The sequence below is a fragment of the Xanthomonas sp. DAR 34887 genome (assembly GCF_041245805.1).
Lineage (GTDB): Bacteria > Pseudomonadota > Gammaproteobacteria > Xanthomonadales > Xanthomonadaceae > Xanthomonas_A > Xanthomonas_A tesorieronis.
In genome coordinates, this window is record NZ_CP162490.1 from 2,005,776 (window position 1) to 2,029,072 (window position 23,297).

The following is a 23,297-nucleotide window of genomic DNA, read 5'->3' on the forward strand; positions in this document are numbered from 1 at the left end:
GTGCGCTCTTCCCGTGTTCCGTTCCGGTAATGAGCCAGTATCGCCCCCGTCTCGCCGATCCTGGCCGGCCGCCGTGCCCCGGGGCATGGCGTCCACTGCCTGGCAGGAGCGGCCAGCAGGGCCGCGATGGCGCCGGCGTGGCCCTGCGCCAGCGCGCGGCGGCGCCCGCCCGCGACCGCGCCGGTTTGGCCCGCGCCTGCGCGCGCTTCTTGCGCGCCGCACCGGAATCGATGGCATGCGCTAGCGCTCTCCAGGCCGGATCGACCCGGTGAGGGCGGGGGCATCGGGGCATGCGGCGGCGGTCCGCCGCGCCGCGCATGCGTGGCTGCTGCTGGCGCTGTTCGCCTTGTCGCTGGGAATACGTCCGGCCGCAGCCGCCGACCCGGCCGTGGCGGGGCCGCCGCCGCTGCGCGACTACGCCGTGGATGCCTGGACCTCGCGCAACGGCCTGCCGCACAACTCGTTGCGCGACCTGGCGCAGACCCAGGACGGACGCCTGTGGTTCGCCACCTGGGAAGGCCTGGTGCGCTACAACGGCCTGGACTTCGCGGTGATCGACCGCAGCACCCGGCCCGGCCTGCCCGACAACGGCGTCGGCGCGCTGTACGTGGACCGCGACGGCGCGTTGTGGCTCAGCGATTCGCGCGGCAACCTGGGCCGTTACGACCGCGCCGGCAACTGGCGCTTCTGGCTGCAGCCGCCGGGCTGGCCGCGCGCGCTGATCCACGCCATGACCGAGGACCGCCAGGGGCGGCTGTGGTTGCTGTTCGAAGGCAACGGCCTGGGCTGCCTGTGGCCGGACGGCCGCTTCGACTACCAGCCGGCGCCGCCGGATCTGCCGCTGGCCAACAGCTTCCCGCGGATCGCCGTGGACGACCGCGGCCGGGTCTGGATCGGCAGCCTCGACGGCCTGCTGTACCGCGACGCGCAGGGCGTGCTGCGGCGCGCGCCGGCCGCCTTCGGGTTGCCGCCCGGGCTGGCCTGGCCGTACCGCGACGCCGACGGCACGCTGTGGCTGGTGGCCGGCGAGAACGTGTACCGGCTGCAGGGCGAGCAGGCCGTGCTGGTGCAGCGCCTGCCGGGCTACGGCCACTTCACCGCGATGCTGCGCGACCGCGACGGCGCGTTGTGGCTGGGCACCGAGAACCAGGGCCTGCTGCGCATCGGCCGGTACGGCATCGAGCACATGGCGCCGGGCGAGGTGCTGCCCAACGGGCGCGTGGTGAGCCTGCTCGAGGACGCCGAGGGCAGCGTCTGGATCGGTGCCAACGGCGGTCTGTTCCGGCTGCGCGAGACCCTGTTCACCAGCTACACGCGCCGCGACGGACTCAGCGGCGACTACGTGCGCGCGCTGCTGGAAGCGCCCGACGGCGCGCTGTGGATCGGTAGCGCCGCCGGCCTGGACCGGATGGCGGCGGATGGCAGCATCGCGCCATCGGGCCTGCGCAACGCCAACGGCAGCGCGCCGTCGGTGCTGAGCCTGGCGCGCGGCAGCGACGGCGACCTGTGGGTCGGCACCTATGCCGACGGCGTGTACCGGCTGCGTGACGGCCGCGTGCGCCACCACTACGACAAGGACGATGGCCTGCCCAGTGGGCATGTCCGCGCGATCAGCGTGGATGGCGCCGGCACGGTGTGGCTCGGCACCCAGCGCGGCCTGGTGCGCATCGACGGCGAGCAGGCGCGCGTCGCCGACGTGCCGGGCTTGCCGCAAGGGCTGATCACCGCGCTGGCCAGCATCGGCGGCGCATTGTGGATCGGCTCGGTCGAAGGCGCCTCGGTGCTGCGCGACGGCCGCGTCCAGCAGCTGCCGCTGGAACCGCTGGGCGGCGCGCGCAGCGTGTTCGGCTTCCAGGCGCTGGGCCGCGACGTGTGGATCTCCACCGACCGCGGCCTGCACCGTGACCGCGACGGCAGCCTGGCGCGGGTCGGGCTGGAGCAGGGCATGCCGGTGGACACCGTGTTCCAGCTGGTCCGCGACCGCCTGGGCAATGTCTGGATCACCAGCAACCGCGGCGTGCTGCGCACCAGCGCCGACGCGCTGAATGCGGTCGCCGACGGTCGCGCCGGCAGGTTGCAGGTGAGCCGTTACAACGAAATCGACGGCATGGCCAATGCCCAGGGCAACGGCAGCTCCGGCCCTTCGGAAATCGTGCGAGGCGACGGCAGCGTGTGGCTGGTGACGGCCGGCGGCGTCAGTACGGTCGATCCGAACCGGCTGCAGCGCTTCCGCGAGCGCCTGCCGCCACCGGCGGCGATCGAGAACGTGTTGCTGGACGGGCATGCCTTCGACTGGCGGCGCCAGTCGCGCCTGCCCGGCGCCACACGCATCGCGGTGTCCTACGTCGGGCTCAGCTACCTGCTGCCCGAGCGCATCCGCTACCGCACCCGGCTCGACGGCCTGGACAAGGACTGGGTGGACCGCGGCCAGCAACGCAGCGTCGAATTCATCGGCCTGCCGCCGGGCGAGTACACCTTGCGTGTCGCCGCGGCGCATCCGGATGGCGCCTGGAGCGCGCGCGAGGCGGTCTGGCACTTCAGCGTCGCCCCGCTGTGGTGGCAGCGTGGCGGCGTGCAGGCCGCTGTCGCGCTGGCGCTGCTGCTCGCGCTGGTGGCGCTGTACCGCTACCTGATCGCCCGCTACAAGCGGCGCAATCTACGCCTGGAGCGGCTGGTCAAGCAGCGCACCGGTGCCCTGCAACTGCAGACCGAGCGGCTGCTGCGCGCCGACGCCGACAAGAGCCAGCTGCTGGCCGAACTGCAGCACCAGGCCGACGCGTTCGAGCGCCAGGCCCACGAAGACGCATTGACCGGTCTGCCGAACCGCCGCCATTTCGACGAGGTGCTGCTGCGCGAGCTGCGCCGCGCGCAGCGCAGCGGCAATCCGCTGTGCCTGCTGGTGATCGACATCGACCGCTTCAAGCAGATCAACGACGGCTACTCGCACGCCACCGGCGACGCGGTGCTGCGCGAGGTCGGGCAACTGCTGCTGAGCGCCTGCCGCGGCTCCGACCTGCCGGCGCGTCTGGGCGGCGAGGAATTCGCCGTGCTGCTCGGCGACACCCCGCCGGCCGACGCCGAGCGCATGGCGTCGCGCCTGCGCGACCTGTTCCACGCACGCCTGCAATGGGCCGACGCGCCGGCGCTGCGGGTGACTTTCAGCGGAGGACTGGTTGCGCTGAGCGGGGAGGAGACGCCGAGCCAGTTGCTGCAGCGCGCGGATGTGGCGCTGTATCGGGCGAAGAGCGGAGGGCGGGATCGGGTGTGCGTGGGATGAGGTTGGTTCTAGACCTTTGTCTGCTTGCCCTGCACCGTATCCCGATCGGCCAAAGCCGGCTGCGGTTGCGAGCAGGCTATTTAGGCATCGAGCGAGGCGTTTTCTGGCTTCGACCTAGGTTGCCAAGCGACTCTCCGCGACTGCTTGTTCTCCGCGGGCAATGCCCTCTAGCACCACCATGTGCTGATGTATGAGGTGACAGGTTTCGACGTCAATCAGATACACACTGGGGTAGGCGATTTTGGGTAATCAGGAAGTCTGTTTGTCCTGCTTGATGTGCGCGAGCAGTTCGGTAGTCTGGCGTTTGAGGGCGGTGACGAGTTCGGTGCGAAAGCGTTAGCGAAGGGTCTAACGCCTCAAGTGAGCCGCGCCAGGAGACGGCGTCGGTTTGATTGAATGCTGGCCATCAGAGTCCGGAGAAGCCCTGGTTGGTCATGGATTGCGGGACGCGAAGGCATTTGGATCTCTTGTCATATTGAACGAGCTTATTGTTTTGCTCGAAAATGGCGGCGACGGAGACCATATGCAATGAGCCATGGACGGGAGTGTCCGCTTGCCTTTCATAGATTGCGAACCAGACAGGAGTGGAGGATAGCTCTTGCATGGCTTGATGGGACTTCATTGCTGAGTAAGGCAAATAATAATAGCCGCCATATAGCGTTAGGCATTTGACCTCTATTTCGATGCCTTTTGTTCTCAGTAAATAATCCCCGCGCTTTATCGGGCTGGTTGTGGCAGAAGTGTATGCCTGAAAGGATTCCCTATCTTGGTGTATTTTTTCTGGGATGAGTTTCTGGTGTTTTGCTTCTTCGAAGAATTGCCATTGGGCTCGAATTCCTGCGCGAAACCAATCTTCGGCGAGAAGTTTATAGGTGTCATCGTCGCCAACAACGGAAGGTGTCCACTCTTCGGCAGCTTGATAAATGATGGAATCCGCGGCTATGCCATCGAATTTACACAATCCCTCTAGGGTTTCAGAGAAATGATTGGAAATTGTGCCGTCTTCCCGGCGAGTGATGAGATGATAACCCATGATGGTTAGCAGCTCTTCGATGAAAATTGACGATTAACGCCAGCTTGCAACGTGAAAATTCGCATAAGAACGCCGCATTCCCTTTGCCGGACAATGCAATTGACGGTATCACTCCCGCCGATCGGCTTCAACGCACTCGATGTGGCTGAGCGGAAGAGGATGCCGCAGTGACCGGATCGCAGTGACCAAATAGCCAGGCCCAAGGCCGCTCTTGGTCGTGCGAGGCATTCAGCCGATCTGCGGTGCCGGCCACGCGTTGGCGATCTTGCAGAACAGGCGGGCAGTCTGTTCGGTGTCGTAGACCGCGCTGTGCGCCTCGGCGGCGTTCCAGTCGAAGCCGGCGGCCTGCACGGCGCGGGCCAGCACGGTCTGGCCGTAGGCGATGCCGCCCAGGGTCACGGTGTCGAACACGCTGAACGGGTGGAACGGATTGCGCTTGTGACCGCAGCGGGCCACGGTGGCGTTGAGGAAGTTCAGGTCGAAATGGGCGTTGTGGCCGACCAGGATCGCGCGCTGGCAGCCGTATTTCTTCACCGCCGCGCGCACCGGCGCGAACACGTGGTCCAGCGCCTCGCGCTCGGGCTTGGCGAAGCGGAACGGATGGTCGAGGATGATGCCGGTGACTTCCAGCGACTTCGGGTCGATGGCGGTGCCGGGCGCCGGCACCACGTGCGCGCTGGCGGTGGCGCCGGGGTACAACTGGCCGGCATCGTCCATCTCGATCGGGACCACGGCGATCTCCAGCAGCGCGTGCCGGTTCCAGTCGAAGCCGCCGGTCTCCACGTCCACCACCACCGGCAGATAGCCGCGGAAACGCCGCGACATCGGGGTGACGGCGAGGGGCTGGGACGGGCTTTCGACGTGATCGTTCATGCGTGCAGGGTAGCAGAGCGCGGCTAAACGCCCTCTGTGGCCGCGCTTGCGCGCGGCTGGCGAAGGCGCATCAACACGGCGACACTGACGAGGCGGCACGGATTGTCGCGGATCGATGGAGCGTCGGCGAGGCGCCGTGGGAGCGGCTTCAGGGCTTCTCTCATACCCCCTCGGCAGCATGGCAGTGCGCTTGCGCCGCCGACGCGTTCGCATGGAGGCCGTGGCACCGAGGCCACTTGGTTCTCCTGTCGCGGCTGAAGCCGCTCCTACAACATGCGCGCGTGCTCTTGTAGGAGCAACTGTCTTCTCACCCGGTTGCCTCTTGCCATGGTGTGCGATCACGCGCCATGGCGTTGAGGCGGATCAGCAGCACGCGCATGCACGCGGTGATGGCCACCTTGGCGGGCTTGCCGCGTGCCCGTAGCTGGTGATAGCGCTCCTTGAAGGAGGCTTGGGTGCGCACGCCGCTCCAACAGGCCATGTAGAGCACCCGTCGGATCGGGGCCCGCCCGCCGCGGATGCGGCGTTTGCCACGGTGCTTGCCGCTGTCCACGTTGTAGGGCGCCACGCCGACCAGAGCCGCGATCTGGCGGCGGTCCAGGGTGCCCAACTCGGGCAGGTAGGCGATCAGGCTGGCCGTGGTGACCTCGCCGATGCCAGGGACCGCGCTCAGCGAGCGCGCCAGTGCATCGTCGAGCTGGTGCTGCACCTGCTTGATCGCCTGGTTCATCCGCTGGAGACGGCGACGCAAGTCGCCGATCTGTTGGATCAGACACTCACGCACGACGGCCAGGGTCGCCTGATGCAACCGACGGCGCTCGTCGTCGCGCTGCTGAACCAGTTGTTCGCGGCGCTGGACCAGCATGCGCAGTTGCTCGCGCAAGGGATCAGGAGGCGGCGCGGGCGCTTGCACCAGCTGGGCCATGCGCGCGAGCAAGGCCGCATCCAGCGGATCGGTCTTGGCAATGGTGCCCAAGGCCGTGGCAAACGCGCGCGCGCGGCGCGGATTGATCCGGGTCACCGGGAGGCCTGCCGTGGCCAGGGCGTTCATGACCGCTCGTTCGTAGCCGCCGGTGGCCTCCAGCAGCACGTTGCCGACGCACTGCCCGGCAAGCTGGTCACACAGGCGCTGGTGGCCCTGGGCGGTATTGGGAAAGGACAGCAACTGGTTCAGGGGAAGCACGTGAACGGCCAAGGTGTCCTTGGCCACATCCAGACCAATCCAAAGAGACATAAGCGTTAGGTAGACTGAGGGGCAGGAGAGAGCTGCCTCGTGGCTGCCCACGCTTGTGAAGTTCGAGCGAGCGCTCGTTCAACTGTTCGGGCTAGGCAACGAGGTCGATGTGCGGCCGCCCTGGCTCCTACACGTGCTCGAACACTGCGGCCTGTCGGCGTGCCGCACATCGCTCTCCACTCAAACTGTAGACCAACTTCCAGACACAAGCGGCTTCAGCCGCGACAGGAAGACCACGCGCAACGTACAGCTTCGGACTGAAGTGAGAGGTGCCCTTCAGGCGCTCCCACAGGACAGGCGGGTACCGAGGATGCCGCCTTGGTCGCGCAGGCGCTCGAGCAGCACGGTGCCTTCATGCAGCAGCGCATCCGGATCCTGGCCATGCTCTGCTGCCAGGCGCAGCAACAGTGCGCGTCCGCTGTGCGCGCCGTCGCGCAGCCGCTCGACCAGTGCGTGGGCCAGCGGCGCCAGTTCGGCGAAGCGGGCCTGACCGTCGGCATCGCGCCGCGCCAGCAGGCAGGTCGCCTGCGCCTGCGCCGGCGCTGCGCTCGGTTGCCAGGTCGGGCCGATGTGTTGCACCGGCCAGCGATAGCGCAGCAGGCGCAGCCAGGGCGAGAGCTGCGGAATGCCGTCGAGCAGGTCGCCGTGCGGATCGTGCGGCGGCACTGGCGCATCGTCGATCTGCACCTCCAGCTCGACCGTTTCGTAGTGCGCCAGTTCGGCCAGCCATGGCCGTTGCGCATCTTCGCCGCGTTGCTGCAGAAAGCGTACGAACTCGCCGCCGATGCGCGGGAACAGCGGCGTGCGTGCACGGTGCTCGGCGCAGAAGGCGCGCAGCAGGGCCAGCCATGCGTCCTCGCCGAGCGTGGCGCGTAGCACCGGGAACTGCGAGGCGAGCAATTGCGCGATGTTGTCGAAGAACAGCGCGCGGTACACCGCCAGCCGTCGCGGCTCGATGTCCGCCGGCGGCGCGTGCCGCTGCGGATCGCGCAGGTGCAGCGCCAATGCGAACTGCTGCGCGTGCAGGGTGTCAGCCATGCGCCACTTGCGCCCTCTGCGCTGCTTGCACCGAGGTGGCCTGCGCCTGTGCGTCGCGGATGCGCTGCACCTCGTCCAGCAGCTCGGACAGCGGCGGGAACTGGCTGTCGCGCTCGAGCAGGGTCGGGCACACGCCGTGCAGGCGGTAGGCCGCGTCGAGCAGATTCCAGACATCGGCCGCCACTGCCGCGCTGTGGGTGTCGATCTTCAGCGCGCTGGTGGCGTCGTCGCGATGCCCGGCGATGTGGTACGAGGCGATGCGTGGGCTCGGCATCGCGGCGAGAAAGGCGAGGGCGTCGTAGCCGTGGTTGGCGGCGTTGACGCAGACGTTGTTGACGTCGAGCAGCAGGTCGCAGTCGGCTTCGGCCAGCACCGCCGTCACGAACTCGGCTTCGCTCAAGGCCTGGCCGGGCGCGGCGTAGTAGGACACGTTCTCCACCGCGATGCGCCGGCCCAGCGCATCCTGCGCCTGGGCGATGCGCGCGCCGGCATGACGCACCGCTTCGTCGGTGAACGGCAGCGGCAGCAGTTCGTAGAGCTGGCCGTCGTCGGCGCTGTAGCTGAGGTGTTCGCTGTACAGCGCGACGCGGTGGCGATCCAGGAACTGCCGGGTCTGCCGCAGCAGGCCCGTGTCCAGCGGCGCCATGCCGCCGAGCGACAGCGACAGGCCATGGCAGCTCAGCGGATGGCGCGCGGCCAGCGTGTCCAGCATCTCGCCCAGGCGGCCGCCGACGCCGATCCAGTTGTCCGGTGCGCACTCGAGGAAATCGAATGCTGTCGGCGCGGCCTGCAGCAATTCCGGTAGCAGGCCGCGGCGCAGGCCGAGTCCCGCGCTTGCCGCGGCCAGCCTGCGCGCGGAGGAATCAGCTGCCGCCGCCACACTTGCCTTCGCCGCACTTGCCTTCGGCCATCGCCTTGTCGTCGTGCCGGGCCGGAGCGGCAGCAGGCTTGTCCGGCGTGGACGAGTTGGCCTGCTGCGCATGCGCGCCGCAGCTGCCCTCGGCGGTCTTGTCCGCGCTGGCGTCAGTCGCGGACTTGGACTTGGGTTGCGCCGGCGCCGTGGGCGCGGCCTTGTCGGCGCTCGGCGGCGCCGCGGACTGGGCGCCCAGCGCATAGCCCTGGGCCAGGTCGGTCATCGCCAGGGCGGAGGCGGACAGGCCCAGGCCGCTGAGCAGGACGGCGCCGGCGAGCGCGGCGGACGGACGCGAGGGGATGGACATGTAAACGCTCCTGGCGAACGAAACGTGGTGCCGGCGTCGCCACGCTGGCCGTGTCCGCCAAGCGTACCCGTTGGCGCCGGCCACCGCATGCGGCGCTGCGCCGTGCGCAACGAAAAGGCCCCGCCGAAGCGGGGCCTTGCGATCGCGCCTTGCGCCGCCGCCTTAACGGCTGTTGGCGATGACGCTGCTGATCACGCCGGTGGCCACGGCGATCAACACGTACTGGTTGTCGACCCGGCGCCACTCGTGGCCACGCGGCGGCGGCTTCAGCCCGTGCTTGCGGTAGTCGGGCACGCGATCGCCGCGATGATCGGCGGCCAGGCGTTCGCCGCGCTGGTAATGGCGCGGACCTGCGTGACGGCCGTTGTCGTGGCGGTCGTCGCGATGATCGCCGCGATGATCGTCGTGGCGGCCATCGTTGCGCGCCTGTTGCGGGCCCCGATCGTCGCGTTGGTCCTTGCGGCCGTTGTCGTGCGGATGGTCCTTGCGTCCCTGCTGCGGATCGCGGTCGCGATCGTGGTCGTCCTGCCCGGCGGCGAAGGCGCCGCCGGAGGCCAGCAGGGACAGGGCGAGGACCGAGCCGATGATGCGCTTCATGGTGTCTCCTGGGTGGTCGGTGGAGAACGGCTCCACGCGTACCGACACGCTAGGCGCCAGCCGATGAATAGGCGATAAAATTCCCAGGAGATTCAATCATTTGCACATGTCGATATGTGTCGCAACGTATCGACCGCGTCGAGGGCGCGTGAATCCGGGCGTCAGATGCCCGAGGTGCTGCTGGTCTCGTCGCGTTTGTCGCGCGGCGGCAGCGGCTGGTCGCCATGCACCAGGAACCACACGTTCTCGGCGATGTTGGTGGCGTGGTCGCCGATCCGTTCCAGATTCTTGGCCATGAACAGCAGATGCGTGCACGGGGTGATGTTGCGCGCATCCTCCATCATGTAGGTCAGCAGCTCGCGGAACAGCGCGGTGTACTGCGCGTCCAGCAGCGCATCGCTCTGGCGGACCCGCAGCGCGGCGTCGGCGTCGTTGTTCTGGTAGGCCAGCAGCGCCTCGCGGACCTGCTCCGCGGCGAGCTTGCCGAGCTGGCGCAGGCCCAGGGTCTGCGGCATCGGCGGCGAGGTGTTCAGCGCGATGGAGCGCTTGGCCACGTTCGCCGCGTAGTCGCCGATGCGCTCGATGTCGGCCGGGATGCGCAGGCCGGCGAGGATCTCGCGCAGGTCGCGCGCCATCGGGCCACGCAGCGCCAGCCGCATCACGTCGCTGCTGATCGCATGCTCGAGCGCGTCGATCGCTTCGTCGTTGACCACGATGCGCAGCGCGGCGTTGTCGTCGCGGCGCTCGACCACGTCCAGGGCCGCTTCCAGCTGCGCCACCGCGGTCTCGCCCATGCGCACGATCTCCGCGGCGATGCGGTGCTGTTCTTCGTCGTAGCTCTTCACGATGTGCTCGTTCGGCTGGGTGTTCATGTCGTAGATCCGTTGGATTCGTTAGTGTCGCCGCGGCCGTCCTGGCGTCGCGGGGCTGGCGTCGGGCGTTCTCAGCCGAAGCGGCCGGTGATGTAGTCTTCGGTCTGCTGCTTGCTGGGCTGCGAGAAGATGATCTCGGTGCGGTCGTGTTCGATCAGGTCGCCCAGGTACATGAAGGCGGTGTAGTCGGACACGCGCGCGGCCTGCTGCATGTTGTGGGTGACGATGACGATGGTGTAGTCGGTCTTCAGCTCTTCGACCAGTTGTTCGATGCGGCTGGTGGAGATCGGGTCCAGCGCCGAGGTCGGCTCGTCGAGCAGCAGCACGTCCGGGCGCAGGGCCACGGCGCGGGCGATGCACAGGCGCTGCTGCTGGCCGCCGGACAGGCCCAGCGCGCTCTGTCCGAGCTTGTCCTTGACCTCGTCCCACAGCGCGCCCTGGCGCAGCGCCTGCTCGACGCGGTCGCTCATGTCCGCCTTGGACAGCTTCTCGTGGTGGCGGATGCCGTAGGCCACGTTCTCGAAGATGGTCATCGGGAACGGCACCGGCTTCTGGAACACCATGCCGACCTTGCTGCGCAGGCGGTTCATCGGATACTTCGGCGACAGGATGTTCTCGCCGTCCAGCAGCACCTCGCCGCGCGCCTCCAGCTTCGGATACAGCGCATAGATGCGGTTGAAGATGCGCAGCAGGGTCGACTTGCCGCAACCGGACGGGCCGATCAACGCGGTGACGCGCTTTTCCGGCACTTCGAGGTTGATGCCCTTCAGCGCGTGGTACTTGTCGTAGTAGAAGTCCAGGCCGCGTGCGGCCACCTTGACCGGCGATGGCGCCAGCGCGGTGTGTCCGGCGGGCATGGCGATGCGGTGCATCGGTGCGGCGTTGTGGTGATCGTTCATGGCCGGTTCCATAGGGGGCTCAATCGTTGGAAGTCTTGTAGCGGCTCAGCAGGCCGCGCGCGCCGAGGCTGACCAGCAGCACGAACACGGTGAGCACCAGCGCGCCGGACCAGGCCAGTTGCTGCCAGGTCGGGTAGGGGCTGCCGGCGAAGGAGTTCATCACCACCGGCACGCTCGCCATCGGCTGCATCACGTTGTTGTTCCAGTACTGGTTGCCGAAGGCGGTGAACAGCAGCGGCGCGGTCTCGCCGCTGATCCGCGCCAGCGCCAGCAGCACGCCGGTGACGATGCCGGCCGAGGCGCTGCGGTACAGCACCTGGATCGTCACCTTCCACTGCGGGATGCCCAGCGACAGCGCCGCCTCGCGCATCTGCGAGGGCACCAGGCGCAGCATTTCGTCGGTGGTGCGCACCACCACCGGCAGCACGATGAAGGCCAGCGACAGCGCGCCGGCCATCGCCGAGAAGCGCCCGCCGGTCTGCATCACGTACAGCGTGTAGACGAACAGGCCGAGCACGATCGACGGCGCAGACAGCAGGATGTCGTTGACGAAGCGCACCACCTGGCCGGTCTTGCGCGCGTTGCCGTATTCGGCCAGCCAGGTGCCGGCGGCTACGCCCAGCGGCGTGCCGATCAGCAGCGCCAGGCCGCACATCACCGCGCTGCCGAAGAACGCGTTGGCCAGGCCGCCTTCTTCGCCCGGCGGCGGGGTCATGCGGGTGAACAGGTCCAGGTCGATGCCGGCGATGCCCTTGGCCAGCAGGGTCCACAGGATCCAGCCCAGGAACACCAGGCCGAACAGCGCGGTGAGGCAGGACAGCAGCAGCGCGAACACGTTGACCACGCGGCGGCGGTTGTACAGGCGGTCGGCGATGTCGGCGGCCATTTAGTTGCCCTCCCGGCGCGACAGTTGCTGCAGCATCAGGCGGGCGATCGCCAGCACGATGAAGGTCACGATGAACAGCACGAAGCCCAGCAGCAGCAGCGCCGAACGGTAGGTCTCGGTGGCCTCGCCGAAGTCGTTGGCGATCAGCGCGGCGATGGTGGTGCCCGGTTCCAGCAGCGACGGCGACAGCCGCACCGTGTTGCCGACCACGAACGCCACTGCCATGGTCTCGCCGAGCGCGCGGCCCAGGCCCAGGAAGATGCCGCCGATCACCGCCGAGCGGGTGTAGGGCAGCACGATGTCCCAGCTCACTTCCCACTTGGTCGAACCCAGCGCGTAGGCCGATTCCTTCAGCCGCGTCGGCACGGTCAGGAACACTTCACGCATCACCGAGGAGATGAACGGGATCACCATGATCGCCAGCACGAAACCGGCGGTGAGCAGGCCGATGCCCAGCGGCGGGCCCTGGAACATCGGCCCGATCACCGGCAGCGTGCCGAGATGGTCGTTGAGCCACGGCGTGCCGTATTCGGTCATCACCGGCACCAGCACGAACAGGCCCCACATGCCGTAGATGATCGACGGGATGCCGGCCAGCAGTTCGATGGCGGTGCCGATCGGGCCGCGCAGCCAGCGCGGCGACACTTCGGTCAGGAAGAACGCGATGCCGTAGCTCACCGGCACCGCGATCAGCATCGCGATCAGCGCGGTGACCAGGGTGCCGTAGATCGGCGCCAGCGCGCCGTACTTGTTCTCGACCGGATTCCATTCGCTGGAGTAGAAGAAGCTCAGGCCCTGCATCTGCAAGGCGTGGCGGCCGCCCCACAGCATCGACAGCGCCGCGCTGGCCAGGGCGATGAGGACGAAGACGACGGTGGCGGTGAGCGTCCAGCGGAACAGACGGTCGGCACGGGCGTCGCGCAGGTCGCGTCCGCTGGGCGCCGATATCGCTTCGGGAATGACAGTGGCGTTCATGGGCTCGGTGGTTGCCGGAGCGCGCGCTGGCGCGGTCCGATCGTTGCCGCGGCGGCGGTGGCCGCGCGCGGTGGGTGGCTGCGTCGCTCCCGCGCAAGCGGGAACCCGAAAGTCCGGACTACGTCGTACCGCTGCGGCGCCCGGCGTTGCTTGCCGCGACGCCGGGCGCGATTCACATGCGTGGCGCTTTCCGCCGCGCAGATGCTTCCGCCAGCGAGGGCGGAAGTGGGGCTGCGCTTACTTGAACTCTTTGGCCCAGTACGCCTCGATCTGCTGCACCAGTTCCGGCGGCAGCGGCACGTAATGCAGTTCGTTGGCCTGCGGCTGACCCTTCTCGAACGCCCACTTGAAGAACTCCAGCGTCGCCTTGCTGCGCGCCGCGTCCTTGGGCTGCTTGTGCATCAGCATGAAGTTGGTGGCGGTGATCGGCCACGCCTGCGCGCCGGCGGCGTTGGTGATGACCAGGTTGAAGTCCTTGGCGTTGGCCCAGTCGGCCGACGCGGCGGCCGCGGCGAAGCTGTCGGCGTTGGGCTGGACCCAGTTGCCGGCCGCGTTCTGCAGCGAGGTGTATGGCATCTTGTTCTGCAGCGCGTAGGCCAGTTCGACGTAGCCGATCGAGCCCTTGATCTGCTGCACGTAGGAGGCCACGCCTTCGTTGCCCTTGCCGCCGACGCCGCCCGGCCACTGCACCGAGGTGCCTTCGCCGACCTTGCTCTTCCACTCCGGGCTGACCTTGGAAAGGTAGTTGGTGAAGTTGAAGCTGGTGCCCGAACCGTCGGAGCGGTGCACCAGGTTGATCTTGGTGCTGGGCAGGGTGGTGCCGGGGTTCAGCGCGGCGATCGCCGGATCGTTCCAGGTGGTGACCTTGCCGAGGAAGATGTCGGCCAGTACCGTGCCGGTCAGCTTCAGCTTGCCCGCTTCCATGCCGTCCAGGTTGACCACCGGCACCACGCCCCCGATCGCCGAGGGGAACTGGCCGAGGCCGGCGGCGGCCAGTTCGGCGCTGTCCAGCGGCTTGTCGGAGGAACCGAAATCGACCGTGCCGGCCTTGATCTGGGCGATGCCGCCGCCGGAGCCGATCGACTGATAGTTGATCTTGTTGCCGGTGGCGCTGTGGTAGTCGGCCGACCACTTGGACACCAGCGGGTAGATGAAGGACGCGCCGGCGCCGGAGATTTCCGCGGCGGTCTTGGCGCCGTCGGCCGGAGCGGCTGCGGGCGCGCCACCTGCCGCATCGGCGGCACCCTGCGGCTTGTCGCCATTGCCCGGCTGGCAGGCAGTGACGGCGAAGGCGAGGGCCAGGGACAGGACGGCAAAAAAGCGTGCCGGCTGCAGTTTCATGGGGTCACTCCGTAGCGAAGAGGGCCGGAAGGTCCGGCGGATGCTCGCTATGAAATGATGTTTTTGTTACAGCCTCATGACGCGGCCGCCCGTGCGTGAAATTGGTCAAGAAAAACAGCAGCTTCGCTCCCCTCTCCCCTCGCGAGAGGGGTCGGGGGTGAGGGTACGGGCGAAGCCACGCGCAGATGGGCGGAGTGGCTGTTCTGCGGTATCTGGGTGGCTCTTGCATGCGCTGCGATCTTTGGTGCCGCTTCGTGTCTCCATCGGGCACCGCTTCAGGCGTACCCGCATCCGCCCTGGGGCACCGTCCCCCGAGAAAAGGGCCAGGGTCCCGATGGGGAGGAGATAAAAAAACGCGGACCCCGTGAGGGGCCCGCGTCCGGGTAGCGATCGGCGGAGAGAGGGCCGATCAATACTTCAGGTTGGCGGTCCAATACGCGTCGATCTGCTTGACCAGCGCGTCCGGCAGCGGCACGTAGTCGAGCTGCTTGGCCTGGGCGTCGCCGTTGGCGTAGACCCACTTGAAGAACTCCTTGGTGGCCTTGGCGCTGGCCGGGTTCTTCGGCTGCTTGTGGACCAGGATGAAGTTGGTCGCGGTGATCGGCCACGAGGCCTCGCCCGGGGCGTTGGTCATGACCAGGTAGAAGTCCTTGGCGCTGGCCCAGTCGGCGCTGGCGGCAGCGGCGGCGAAGCTCTCGTCGCTGGGCTGCACGAACTTGCCGGCGGCGTTCTTCATCGCGGTGTAGGCCATCTTGTTCTGCAGCGCGTAGGACAGTTCGACGTAGCCGATGCCGCCCTTGATCTGCTTGACGTAGGCGGCGACGCCTTCGTTGCCCTTGCCGCCGATGCCGACCGGCCACTGCACGGCGGTGCCTTCGCCGACCTTGCTCTTCCAGTCCGGGTTGACCTTGGACAGGTAGTTGGTGAAGTTGAAGCTGGTGCCCGAACCGTCGGAGCGGTGCACCACGGTGATCTTGGCGTCCGGCAGCTTCGCGCCCGGGTTCAGGGCGACGATCGCCGGGTCGTTCCAGGTCTTGACCTTGCCCAGGAAGATATCGGCCAGGGTCTTGCCGTCCAGCTTCAGCGCGCCCGGGGCGATGCCCTGCACGTTGACCACCGGTACCACGCCGCCGATCACCGACGGGAACTGGGCCAGGCCGGACGCAGCCAGGTCGTCGGGCTTCAGCGGCGCATCGGACGAACCGAAGTCGACCGTCGCCGCCTTGATCTGGGCGATACCGCCGCCGGAACCGATCGATTGGTAGTTGACCTTCTTGCCGGTGGCGGTGTTGTAGTCGGCCGACCACTTGGACATGACCGGATAGATGAACGAAGCGCCCGCGCCGGTGACATCGGCGGCGTTGGCGGCGAACACGAACGAGGCGGCGACGGCGGCAGCCGCGACGCGGGATTTGAGCGAGAGGATCACGGAGGAAGCTCCTGAAGGGTGGTGAGCGGGGCGCCGCATGTGGTCATTACATAACCATTGGATGACGGCGCCGGGGCTGGTACATGACGGAAACATGACGCTGCGATGGAGCATGGCGCCGATGCGGCGCACGGCATCGGCCGCGCACTGCACCGGCGCCGCGGCGATTACCAGTAGAACTGTGCGCGCGCTTCGAGGATGTTCGGCTTGTCGCTGACGTTGCCGCGGGTGGTGCTGCTGTACTTGCTGCTGTCCACCATCACGTAGTTCAGCGCCAGCTTGAAGTTGGAGCGCCAGTACCAGTTGGCGCCGACCGTCCAGGTGCTCATCTTGCCGCCGAGCACGCCGTCGACCAGCGGTGCGCCGACCGGACGCGCGACCAGGCTGCCGTCGTTGAGGTCGATGCTGTCGTAGCGCACGCCCAGCTGCCACATGCCGCTGGCCGGCTCGTTCGGCAGCGGGGTGGTCGGCACGCCGGCCTTGTAGCCCCAGGTCTCGCCGGTGATGTTCCACACGCCGCTGAGGTACCAGCCGTCGCTGCTGTAGTTGTCGCTGGCGCCGTAGCGCTCGACCTTGGCGTTGTAGTACTCGGCCTGGGTCTTGAACGGGCCGGTGACCCACATCGCTTCGCCGCCGATCACGCCGATGCGGTCGGTGTTGGTCAGGTTGCCGCTGTCGACCAGACGCACCGAGGCCAGGTCGGCGTCCGGACGCGCGCGCAGGCGCAGCGTGTCGGCGTCGGTGTCGTAATTCACGTAGCTCAGGCCGAAGTGCAGGATGTTGCCCGACTCGTTGATCGGCGCGAAGGTGCCGCGCGCGCCGTAGCCGCTGCCGTGCGCCAGGTTGCGGCTCAGCTCGCGGCCGAACACGCTGCCGACTACGCTCCAGTTGTTGTCGCCGAAGCCGACCACGCCGCCGAGGCGACGCGACACCGCGTAGGTGTTGGTGACCGAGGCCTTGGAGATGAAGTCGTTGTTCTTGGTGCTGGACAGTTCTTCCAGGCTGTTGGGCTGCTTGTACTGGCCGAGCTGCAGGAAGTTGTTGGCGTTGCCGCCGAACTTGTACTTGATGTTGTTGTCCAGGAACTTGCCGGTGCTGCGCACGGTGGTGCCGTTGTTGGACGATTCGCGCAGGACGCTGGCGTCGTAGCCGGCGACCCACTCGAAGTTGCCCGGGCCCTTGCCCTTGACCACCAGCTCGGCGCGGCGGATGCCGAACTCGGAGTTCTTGCCGTTGTTGCCGGTGGTGCCGTTGAGGTCCTGGACGTCGTTGTCGAACCAGTTGCCGTCGGCCTGGACCAGGCCCTCGAAGGAGATTTCCGAACCGCCGATCACGTCGATGGCGATTTCGGCGTGCGCGGCAGGTGCGAACACGGCGGTGAGCACGGCTGCCGAGAGGAGGGTGCGAGACAGTTTCATGGGTTGCCTGGGCGGTGGGAAGATGCGCGCAGGCTAATGTGTGAAGATTGCGTAAATGTGACACTTGGCGGACGGCCGCCGCGCACGCTGGTGCACGCCACTGCGTCTTTTGCGCCATTGAACGCGCGCCATGTTGCGGTCCGATGGCGCGCAGATGAAACGCCGGCTGCGGACGTGCCGGACGACGGGCGTCACAAAGCACGGCATCGTCTCGCCAACGCGCCATCGATTGGCGCTTTTGTGCGCTGCACCACTTGTCGCTGGTGGAGCCGCTGGGTAGCGTGGAGGCATGACCTCGCATGCCCGCAAACGGATGCCGACGCTCGCTGCACTGTTGCTGATCGTGCTGCTGGCGATACTGCCGACATTGCGCTCGGCAGCGACGGCCTTGCCGCCGCTGCAGGCCGAGAGCGGTCAGGCCGTTGCGCCGGACCCGCAGGCGGGCACGCAGGACACCTCGCGCAGCAGCGCCGATCAACTCGCATACGACGACACGCCGGTATTGCCGGCAGCGCCATGGCGGCCGATACGCAGCGCGCCCATCTGGCGCGAGCCGGCGGCGTGGCACGGTGCCGGCACCCATCCGCGGCCGCGCCTGCGACCTCCCAGCGCCTGACCGAGCGGCGCCGATCCCGCTCGGCCGGAGGCCGGCTCTGGCTCGATCGCCGCTTCAAGGTCCAACGCCCGCCTGCCGCTGCGGCATTCGTGCAGTGCGCCCCGGCGCGACGCTCACGTTCCTTCCCTAGTTCTGCGGCATCCGCCGCGGCGACGCCTTCCCCTTGTCCCGAGGTTCCCCCATGGAAAGTCTGCTCAATGGTTTCCGCCACTTCCGCAAAGAGGTCTATCCGCGTCAGCGCGGCCTGTTCCGGCAACTGGCCGGCGGCCAGACCCCGCATACGCTGTTCATCACCTGTGCCGATTCGCGGGTGATGCCGGAACTGATGTTCGCCGCGCAGCCCGGCGAACTGTTCGTCTACCGCAATATCGGCAACGTGGTGCCGCCGTACTCGCAGCACGTCAGCGGCGTGGTCGCGGCGATCGAATACGCGGTGGCGGTGTTGCAGGTGAAGCACATCGTGGTCTGCGGCCACACCGACTGCGGCGCGATGAAGGCGGTGCTCGATCCCGACGCGCTGCAGGACGTGCCCAACGTGGCCGCCTGGCTCAAGCACACCGACAGCGCGCGCCAGGTCGCCGCGCAGCACGATCACGCCGGGCACCCCGAGGACGCGCTGCACTGCCTGACCGAGGAAAACGTGGTGTCGCAGCTGGACCATCTGCGAACCCAGCCGGTGGTGGCGGCGCGGCTGGCGCGCGGCGCGCTGCGGATCCATGGCTGGATCTACGACATCGCCCACGGCGAGATCCGCGCCTTCGATGCCGAGCAGGGCCGCTTCGTGCCGCTGCTGCCGGAAGAAGGCAAGCGCGCGCCCGAAGCCACCCCGCGCCCGCGCCTGGCGCCGGTCCTGCGCAACGTCGCGATCTGAAGGAGGCGAGCATGCGAACCATGACAGAACCTTCCCGCGGCGGTGCGTCCGCGCTCGCCGGCTACCTGCGCAACGGCGCGTTCGGCCGCGACCTGCTGGCCTCGGTGGTGGTGTTCCTGGTCGCGCTGCCGCTGTGCATGGGCATCGCCATCGCCTCGGGCATGCCGCCGGCGGCCGGCCTGATCACCGGCATCGTCGGCGGCCTGGTGGTCGGCATGATCGCCGGCTCGCCGCTGCAGGTCAGCGGCCCGGCCGCCGGCCTGGCCGTGCTGGTGTTCGAGCTGGTCCGCCAGCATGGCGTGGCCGCGTTGGGACCGGTGATCCTGCTGGCCGGTGCGATCCAGTTGCTTGCGGGGCTGTGCCGGGCCGGGGTGTGGTTCCGCATGACCTCGCCGGCGGTGGTCGCCGGCATGCTTTCGGGCATCGGCATCCTGATCGTCGCCTCGCAATCGCACGTGCTGATGGATGCGGCGCCGAAGGCGCGCGGGCTGGAAAATTTCGCCGCGTTGCCGGCGGTGCTGTGGCAGACGCTGGACGCGGGCGTGGGCCGCGCCGCGCTGTTGGTCGGGCTGGGTACCATCGCGATCATGCTGGCGTGGGAGCGGCTGCGTCCGCAGCCGCTGCGCTTCGTGCCCGGCGCATTGCTGGCGGTGGTGGCGATGACCGCGCTGGTGCAGCTGCAGGGCATGGACGTGCGCAAGGTCGACGTGCCGGCCAACCTGTTCTCCGCGATCCAGACCCCGAGCCTGGCCGAGATGCTCGGCGTGTTCGACGCGACGCTGTTGCTGTCGGCCTTCACCTTCGCCTTCATCGCCAGTGCCGAGACCCTGTTGTCGGCGGCGGCGGTGGACCGTATGCACGACGGTCCGCGCACCCATTACGACCGCGAACTCGCCGCGCAGGGCGTGGGCAACATGCTGTGCGGCTTTCTCGGCGCGTTGCCGATGACCGGGGTGATCGTGCGCAGCGCGGCCAACGTGCAGGCCGGCGCCGCCACGCGCATGTCCACCATCCTGCACGCCGGCTGGCTGCTGGTGTTCGCGCTGCTGCTGCCGTGGCTGCTGCGGATGACCCCGGTGGCATGCCTGGCCGGCATCCTGGTCTACACCGGGCTGAAGATGGTCAAGCTCGGGCAGGTGCGCGACCTGGCCGCCTACGGCCGCGGCACCGCGGCGATCTACCTGGCGACCACCTTCGCCATCGTCGCCACCGACCTGCTCACCGGCGTGCTGATCGGTTTTGCGTTGTCGCTGCTGCGCCTGGCGTTGCAGCAGTCGCGGTTGAAGGTCGGCGTGCATGCGCACGAAGATGCGGGCGGCAGTGCCGCGGCCGGCGCCGGCAAGCTGCGCCTGTCGCTGGAGGGCTCGGCGACCTTCCTGCGCGTGCCGACGATGGCGCGCGCCCTGGAACGGCTGCCGCCCAACACCGAGCTGCATCTGGACGTGGCACGGTTGCATCACGTCGACCATGCCTGCCTGGAACTGCTGCGCGACTGGAGCCGCAACGCCGCCGCCCGCGGCTGCGCGCTGGTGGTGGACTGGAAGGAACTGGACCGACGCGTGGAGGGGCAGCGCGCGGCGTAGCGGGCTGCGACGTTTGATGCGTCTTCATGAAAAGCGTGCAGGAGCGGCTTCGGTCGCGACGCGCGCAGATGCGGGCATTGCGGCTTCGGAAAGTGGTCGCGGCTGAAGCCGCTCCTACAAGGCCTGCGAACTAGCCGGCTGGGTGCACTGTAGGAGCGGCTTCAGCCGCGACGAGCGAAGCGGTGGATGTTCCGAACTGGCATGCAGTCGGGACTGCGGTCCCTCCCACAAGAGGTCTCGCAACTCGACTGCGCTGCGGAAACCCTTGTGGGAGCGACTTCAGTCGCGACGAGGGAAACTGTGGAGTCCCGGCTTCGGTCGCTGTCGCGGCTAAAGCCGCGCTCCGCAGTGCATCTGATCGGCGCTGCGGCGGCTATCGTTCGAACCACCTCACCCTGGCGTCTTGTCCTTGAACCGGCACAGGTCGCGGATCACGCAGCGTGGGCACTCCGGTTTGCGCGCCTTGCACACGTAGCGGCCATGCAGGATCAGCCAGTGGTGCGCATCGTGCAGGAACTGCGTTGGCACCCGCTTGAGCAGGGCGTCCTCGACCGCGCGCACGTCCTTGCCCGGGGCAAGGCCGGTGCGGTTGGCGACGCGGAAGATATGCGTGTCCACCGCGATGGTCGGCTCGCCGAAGGCGGTGTTGAGCACCACGTTGGCGGTCTTGCGGCCGACCCCCGGCAAGGCCTCCAGCGCGGCGCGCTCGCGCGGCACGTCGCCGCCGTACTGCTCGACCAGGATGCGGCAGGTGGCGATCACGTTCTTGGCTTTCGCGTTGAACAGGCCGATGGTGGAGATGTAGCGCTTCAGGCCATCCTCGCCCAGCGCCAGGATCGCCGCCGGCGTGTTCGCCACCGGATAGAGACGACGCGTGGCCTTGTTGACCCCGACATCGGTGGCCTGCGCCGACAGGATCACCGCGATCAGCAGCTCGAACGGTGTGCTGTATTCCAGCTCGGTGGTCGGCGTGGGATTGAGTTCGGACAGGCGCGAGAACAGTTCGTGGATCTCGGCCTTGCTCAACGTGGGTCCACGCCTTGGCGCGGCGAGCGCGGCGCTCATTGCGCACCTCGCGCGGCCGCTTTGGCCTTGGCCCGTGCCAGGATCGCCGCCGCGGCCGGCGGCAGCGACGGTGCCGCAGCGGCGACGCTCGCCGGCGGCGCTCGCCGCGCCTCGCGTGCGGCGGCGCGGCGTGCCAGGCGCGCGGCGCGCGCGCGGTAGCGTTCGCGCGCGGCCCAGGCCTCGCGCAGGCGTTGTTGCGCCGCCAGCAGCTGCGTGCGCAATTGCGGATGCGCCGGATCGAGCAGGTCGTCGTCGGCGGTGCCGGCGTACTCCATCAGGCCGCCATCGATCGCCGCGTCGAGATCGTCGTCGAGCACCCAGCGCAGCAGTTGCAGCGGCGATGCGGGAGAGGGCAGATCGGACATCGGGCGCGCGGCTCAGCGATTGCGGAACAGCGGCGGGCGCCGCTCCAGGAATGCGCGCGTGCCTTCGCGCATGTCCTCGCTGGAGAACAGCAGGCCGAACTGCGCGGTCTCGTACTCGAGGCCTTGCTCGATCGCCGATTCGGCGCCGACCTGGATCGCGTCGAGGATGCCGCGCAATGCCAGCGGCGCGGCGCCGGCCAGTTGCTGCGCCAGTTGCAATGTAGCCTCGCGCAACTCGGCCGCAGGCACCACGCGGTTGACCAGGCCCAACTGCAGCGCGCGCGCCGCATCGATCGGCGTGCCGAGCAGGCACAGTTCCAGTGCCGCGGCGCGGCCGGCCAGGCGCACCAGGCGCTGGGTGCCGCCGAAGCCGGGGATCAGCCCGAGGTTGATCTCCGGCTGGCCGAGCCGGGCGCTGTCGGCGGCCACGCGCAGGTGGCAGGCCATGGCCAGTTCCAGCCCGCCGCCGAGCGCGAATCCGTTGACCATGGCCAGGACCGGCTTGCTCAGGCGCTCGATGCGGCGCATCAGGCGCTGGCCGAGCTGCGAGAAGTCGCGCCCCTGAACCGGTGTGAGTTCGTTCATTTCGGCGATGTCGGCGCCGGCCACGAAGGCCTTCTCGCCGGCGCCGGTCAGCACCACGACGCGGATGGCCGGGTCGGCCTCGGCCTCGGCGAAGGCCGCGTCCAGTGCCTGTAATGTTTGGCGATTCAACGCGTTGAGCTTGTCAGCGCGGTTCACGGTGACGATGCGGATCGCATCCTGGGTCGCGGTGACGACCGGCGTGCCGGACATGGCCATTCCTGAGATGTAAAAAAAGAGTGAAGGGAACTCCGGCGGCGCAAGCTTGTCAGAATTGCGTCGTCGGTAGCGGTTATGCGCCGCGGCGGCTATCCTAACGCGTCATCTCAGGCGGCACAGGCCGTCCTGTGCCACCACCCTGGAGAATTGTTTGATGAAGTTGCGTTCTATCGCGGTCGCCGTGGCGGCCCTGGCCCTGAGCGGCAATGCGTTCGCCCAGGACACCTCGTCCGAGAAGGGCAAGCTGAGCTATTACTTCGGTTACGACTACGGCAACAACCTTGCCGAACTGTCCGGCCGCGGCGAGCAGCTCGATATCAATGCGGTGGTGAAGGGCTTGCAGGATGCCTACGCCAAGAAGCAGCCGGCGGTCGCCGCCGACCAGCTGAAGCCGGCCGTCGAAGCGTTCCAGAAGCGCGAGCAGGCCCGTGCCCAGCAGGCCAAGGCCGATTACGAGAAGGCCGCTGCCGAGAACAAGACCAAGAGCGACCAGTTCATCGCGCAGAACAAGGCCAAGGCCGGCGTGCAGACGCTGCCCAGCGGCGTGCAGTACCGCGTGATCGAAGCCGGCAAGGGCGCCAAGCCGACCCAGGCCAGCACCGTGCAGCTGGAAGTGGCCGGTCCGTACCCGTTCGGCCAGCGCCCGGCGCAGGCGCGTCCGGCGCAGCAGATCCCGTCGATCAAGGTCAGCGAAGTCGAGATGCAGGCCATGCGCGACACGCTGCTGCAGATGCCGGCCGGTTCCAAGTGGGAAGTGACCCTGCCGCCGGACAAGGCCTATGGCGCCGACCCGCGTACGCCGTTCCCGCCGAACGTGGCGGTGCAGTTCGAGATCAAGCTGGTCAGCGTCAAGTAAGCGCGCCATCCAGTGCATGACGATTGCGCCGGCGGCAACGCCGGCGCA

General features: G+C 68.1%; 22 protein-coding genes and 1 pseudogene. 5 read left to right on the forward strand and 18 right to left on the reverse strand.

Going from position 1 to position 23,297, the window contains the following annotated elements; translation table 11 throughout:
• The first annotated feature begins 268 nt into the window (after nt 1-268).
• Nucleotides 269-3,277 carry a diguanylate cyclase gene (locus tag AB3X08_RS08480; protein ID WP_369937581.1) on the forward strand — a complete coding sequence of 1,003 codons (3,009 nt, stop codon included), beginning with the start codon at nt 269-271 and terminating at the stop codon, nt 3,275-3,277.
• A 114-nt stretch (nt 3,278-3,391) separates the two neighbouring features.
• On the opposite strand, the pseudogene AB3X08_RS08485 reads toward AB3X08_RS08480, so the two are convergent.
• The 15 genes and pseudogenes from AB3X08_RS08485 to AB3X08_RS08555 all read right to left on the reverse strand — a co-directional run bounded on the left by AB3X08_RS08485 (nt 3,392) and on the right by AB3X08_RS08555 (nt 17,092).
• Nucleotides 3,392-3,565: pseudogene (locus tag AB3X08_RS08485) on the reverse strand (type II toxin-antitoxin system prevent-host-death family antitoxin).
• A 118-nt stretch (nt 3,566-3,683) separates the two neighbouring features.
• Complete coding sequence (locus AB3X08_RS08490) at nt 3,684-4,310, reverse strand: hypothetical protein (protein WP_369937583.1); 627 nt, start codon at nt 4,308-4,310, stop codon at nt 3,684-3,686.
• A gap of 228 nt (nt 4,311-4,538) precedes the next feature.
• A complete protein-coding gene (gene rnt / locus AB3X08_RS08495; protein ID WP_369937585.1) occupies nt 4,539-5,183 on the reverse strand; it encodes a ribonuclease T in 645 nt (214 codons plus the stop codon).
• Nucleotides 5,184-5,490: 307 nt separating this feature from the next.
• Nucleotides 5,491-6,393, reverse strand: a complete 903-nt coding sequence (locus AB3X08_RS08500) for an IS110 family transposase (RefSeq protein WP_369937586.1) — start codon at nt 6,391-6,393, stop codon at nt 5,491-5,493.
• 300 nt (nt 6,394-6,693) lie between these two features.
• Complete coding sequence (locus AB3X08_RS08505) at nt 6,694-7,455, reverse strand: DNA-binding domain-containing protein (protein WP_369937587.1); 762 nt, start codon at nt 7,453-7,455, stop codon at nt 6,694-6,696.
• The gene (locus AB3X08_RS08510) at nt 7,448-8,335 is read right to left on the reverse strand and encodes a DUF692 domain-containing protein (RefSeq protein ID WP_369937589.1); all 888 of its coding nucleotides are present in this window, start codon (nt 8,333-8,335) and stop codon (nt 7,448-7,450) included. The genes AB3X08_RS08505 and AB3X08_RS08510 overlap by 8 nt, the downstream gene beginning before the upstream one ends.
• The gene (locus AB3X08_RS08515) at nt 8,319-8,675 is read right to left on the reverse strand and encodes a hypothetical protein (protein WP_369937590.1); all 357 of its coding nucleotides are present in this window, start codon (nt 8,673-8,675) and stop codon (nt 8,319-8,321) included. The genes AB3X08_RS08510 and AB3X08_RS08515 overlap by 17 nt, the downstream gene beginning before the upstream one ends.
• A 162-nt stretch (nt 8,676-8,837) precedes the next feature.
• Nucleotides 8,838-9,272 (reverse strand): RcnB family protein, encoded by a 435-nt coding sequence (locus AB3X08_RS08520; protein WP_369937591.1) that lies wholly within the window; start codon nt 9,270-9,272, stop codon nt 8,838-8,840.
• A gap of 161 nt (nt 9,273-9,433) precedes the next feature.
• On the reverse strand, nt 9,434-10,144 hold the full coding sequence (gene phoU / locus AB3X08_RS08525) for a phosphate signaling complex protein PhoU (protein WP_184410404.1): 711 nt from the start codon (nt 10,142-10,144) through the stop codon (nt 9,434-9,436).
• A gap of 71 nt (nt 10,145-10,215) precedes the next feature.
• Nucleotides 10,216-11,043 (reverse strand): phosphate ABC transporter ATP-binding protein PstB, encoded by an 828-nt coding sequence (gene pstB, locus AB3X08_RS08530; RefSeq protein ID WP_369937594.1) that lies wholly within the window; start codon nt 11,041-11,043, stop codon nt 10,216-10,218.
• A gap of 19 nt (nt 11,044-11,062) precedes the next feature.
• On the reverse strand, nt 11,063-11,929 hold the full coding sequence (pstA, locus tag AB3X08_RS08535; RefSeq protein ID WP_369937595.1) for a phosphate ABC transporter permease PstA: 867 nt from the start codon (nt 11,927-11,929) through the stop codon (nt 11,063-11,065).
• Nucleotides 11,930-12,904 carry a phosphate ABC transporter permease subunit PstC gene (gene pstC, locus AB3X08_RS08540; protein WP_184410401.1) on the reverse strand — a complete coding sequence of 325 codons (975 nt, stop codon included), beginning with the start codon at nt 12,902-12,904 and terminating at the stop codon, nt 11,930-11,932. It abuts the gene before it with no gap.
• A 237-nt stretch (nt 12,905-13,141) separates the two neighbouring features.
• Nucleotides 13,142-14,245 carry a phosphate ABC transporter substrate-binding protein PstS gene (gene pstS / locus AB3X08_RS08545; protein WP_369937596.1) on the reverse strand — a complete coding sequence of 368 codons (1,104 nt, stop codon included), beginning with the start codon at nt 14,243-14,245 and terminating at the stop codon, nt 13,142-13,144.
• 409 nt (nt 14,246-14,654) lie between these two features.
• The gene (gene pstS, locus AB3X08_RS08550) at nt 14,655-15,674 is read right to left on the reverse strand and encodes a phosphate ABC transporter substrate-binding protein PstS (protein WP_369937598.1); all 1,020 of its coding nucleotides are present in this window, start codon (nt 15,672-15,674) and stop codon (nt 14,655-14,657) included.
• A 167-nt stretch (nt 15,675-15,841) separates the two neighbouring features.
• The gene (locus tag AB3X08_RS08555) at nt 15,842-17,092 is read right to left on the reverse strand and encodes an OprO/OprP family phosphate-selective porin (protein WP_369937600.1); all 1,251 of its coding nucleotides are present in this window, start codon (nt 17,090-17,092) and stop codon (nt 15,842-15,844) included.
• A gap of 289 nt (nt 17,093-17,381) precedes the next feature.
• Between AB3X08_RS08555 and AB3X08_RS08560 the strand changes: the two genes are divergently transcribed.
• The 3 genes from AB3X08_RS08560 to AB3X08_RS08570 all read left to right on the forward strand — a co-directional run bounded on the left by AB3X08_RS08560 (nt 17,382) and on the right by AB3X08_RS08570 (nt 20,162).
• Entirely contained in the window at nt 17,382-17,708 is a 327-nt protein-coding gene (locus AB3X08_RS08560) for a hypothetical protein (protein WP_369937602.1), read from the forward strand.
• A gap of 181 nt (nt 17,709-17,889) precedes the next feature.
• On the forward strand, nt 17,890-18,579 hold the full coding sequence (locus AB3X08_RS08565; RefSeq protein ID WP_369937604.1) for a carbonic anhydrase: 690 nt from the start codon (nt 17,890-17,892) through the stop codon (nt 18,577-18,579).
• A gap of 11 nt (nt 18,580-18,590) precedes the next feature.
• Complete coding sequence (locus AB3X08_RS08570; RefSeq protein ID WP_369937605.1) at nt 18,591-20,162, forward strand: SulP family inorganic anion transporter; 1,572 nt, start codon at nt 18,591-18,593, stop codon at nt 20,160-20,162.
• 390 nt (nt 20,163-20,552) lie between these two features.
• Here AB3X08_RS08570 and nth read toward each other — a convergent pair whose 3' ends face one another.
• Genes nth through AB3X08_RS08585 form a run of 3 tightly spaced genes read right to left on the reverse strand, consistent with a single transcriptional unit; the run spans nt 20,553 to nt 22,387 of the window.
• The gene (gene nth, locus AB3X08_RS08575) at nt 20,553-21,227 is read right to left on the reverse strand and encodes an endonuclease III (protein WP_369974764.1); all 675 of its coding nucleotides are present in this window, start codon (nt 21,225-21,227) and stop codon (nt 20,553-20,555) included.
• Entirely contained in the window at nt 21,224-21,592 is a 369-nt protein-coding gene (locus AB3X08_RS08580) for a hypothetical protein (RefSeq protein ID WP_369937608.1), read from the reverse strand. Before AB3X08_RS08580 ends, nth begins: the two co-directional genes overlap by 4 nt.
• Before the next feature lie 12 nt (nt 21,593-21,604).
• Nucleotides 21,605-22,387: an enoyl-CoA hydratase-related protein gene (locus AB3X08_RS08585; protein ID WP_369937609.1), complete on the reverse strand. Its 783-nt coding sequence runs from the start codon at nt 22,385-22,387 to the stop codon at nt 21,605-21,607.
• 160 nt (nt 22,388-22,547) lie between these two features.
• Between AB3X08_RS08585 and AB3X08_RS08590 the strand changes: the two genes are divergently transcribed.
• Entirely contained in the window at nt 22,548-23,249 is a 702-nt protein-coding gene (locus AB3X08_RS08590) for an FKBP-type peptidyl-prolyl cis-trans isomerase N-terminal domain-containing protein (RefSeq protein ID WP_228321593.1), read from the forward strand.
• Nucleotides 23,250-23,297 lie beyond the last annotated feature (48 nt).

What these genes read in the sequence shown, in the direction of transcription:
- AB3X08_RS08570 (WP_369937605.1), top strand. Translation starts at nt 18,591, where the DNA reads ATGCGAACCATGACAGAACCTTCCCGCGGCGGTGCGTCCGCGCTCGCC.
- nth (WP_369974764.1), bottom strand. Translation starts at nt 21,227, where the DNA reads ATGAGCGCCGCGCTCGCCGCGCCAAGGCGTGGACCCACGTTGAGCAAG.
- AB3X08_RS08565 (WP_369937604.1), top strand. Translation starts at nt 17,890, where the DNA reads ATGGAAAGTCTGCTCAATGGTTTCCGCCACTTCCGCAAAGAGGTCTAT.
- pstS (WP_369937596.1), bottom strand. Translation starts at nt 14,245, where the DNA reads ATGAAACTGCAGCCGGCACGCTTTTTTGCCGTCCTGTCCCTGGCCCTC.
- AB3X08_RS08590 (WP_228321593.1), top strand. Translation starts at nt 22,548, where the DNA reads ATGAAGTTGCGTTCTATCGCGGTCGCCGTGGCGGCCCTGGCCCTGAGC.
- AB3X08_RS08585 (WP_369937609.1), bottom strand. Translation starts at nt 22,387, where the DNA reads ATGTCCGGCACGCCGGTCGTCACCGCGACCCAGGATGCGATCCGCATC.
- AB3X08_RS08490 (WP_369937583.1), bottom strand. Translation starts at nt 4,310, where the DNA reads ATGGGTTATCATCTCATCACTCGCCGGGAAGACGGCACAATTTCCAAT.
- rnt (WP_369937585.1), bottom strand. Translation starts at nt 5,183, where the DNA reads ATGAACGATCACGTCGAAAGCCCGTCCCAGCCCCTCGCCGTCACCCCG.
- AB3X08_RS08515 (WP_369937590.1), bottom strand. Translation starts at nt 8,675, where the DNA reads ATGTCCATCCCCTCGCGTCCGTCCGCCGCGCTCGCCGGCGCCGTCCTG.
- AB3X08_RS08520 (WP_369937591.1), bottom strand. Translation starts at nt 9,272, where the DNA reads ATGAAGCGCATCATCGGCTCGGTCCTCGCCCTGTCCCTGCTGGCCTCC.
- pstA (WP_369937595.1), bottom strand. Translation starts at nt 11,929, where the DNA reads ATGGCCGCCGACATCGCCGACCGCCTGTACAACCGCCGCCGCGTGGTC.
- AB3X08_RS08555 (WP_369937600.1), bottom strand. Translation starts at nt 17,092, where the DNA reads ATGAAACTGTCTCGCACCCTCCTCTCGGCAGCCGTGCTCACCGCCGTG.
- AB3X08_RS08560 (WP_369937602.1), top strand. Translation starts at nt 17,382, where the DNA reads ATGACCTCGCATGCCCGCAAACGGATGCCGACGCTCGCTGCACTGTTG.
- phoU (WP_184410404.1), bottom strand. Translation starts at nt 10,144, where the DNA reads ATGAACACCCAGCCGAACGAGCACATCGTGAAGAGCTACGACGAAGAA.
- AB3X08_RS08580 (WP_369937608.1), bottom strand. Translation starts at nt 21,592, where the DNA reads ATGTCCGATCTGCCCTCTCCCGCATCGCCGCTGCAACTGCTGCGCTGG.
- pstB (WP_369937594.1), bottom strand. Translation starts at nt 11,043, where the DNA reads ATGAACGATCACCACAACGCCGCACCGATGCACCGCATCGCCATGCCC.
- pstC (WP_184410401.1), bottom strand. Translation starts at nt 12,904, where the DNA reads ATGAACGCCACTGTCATTCCCGAAGCGATATCGGCGCCCAGCGGACGC.
- AB3X08_RS08505 (WP_369937587.1), bottom strand. Translation starts at nt 7,455, where the DNA reads ATGGCTGACACCCTGCACGCGCAGCAGTTCGCATTGGCGCTGCACCTG.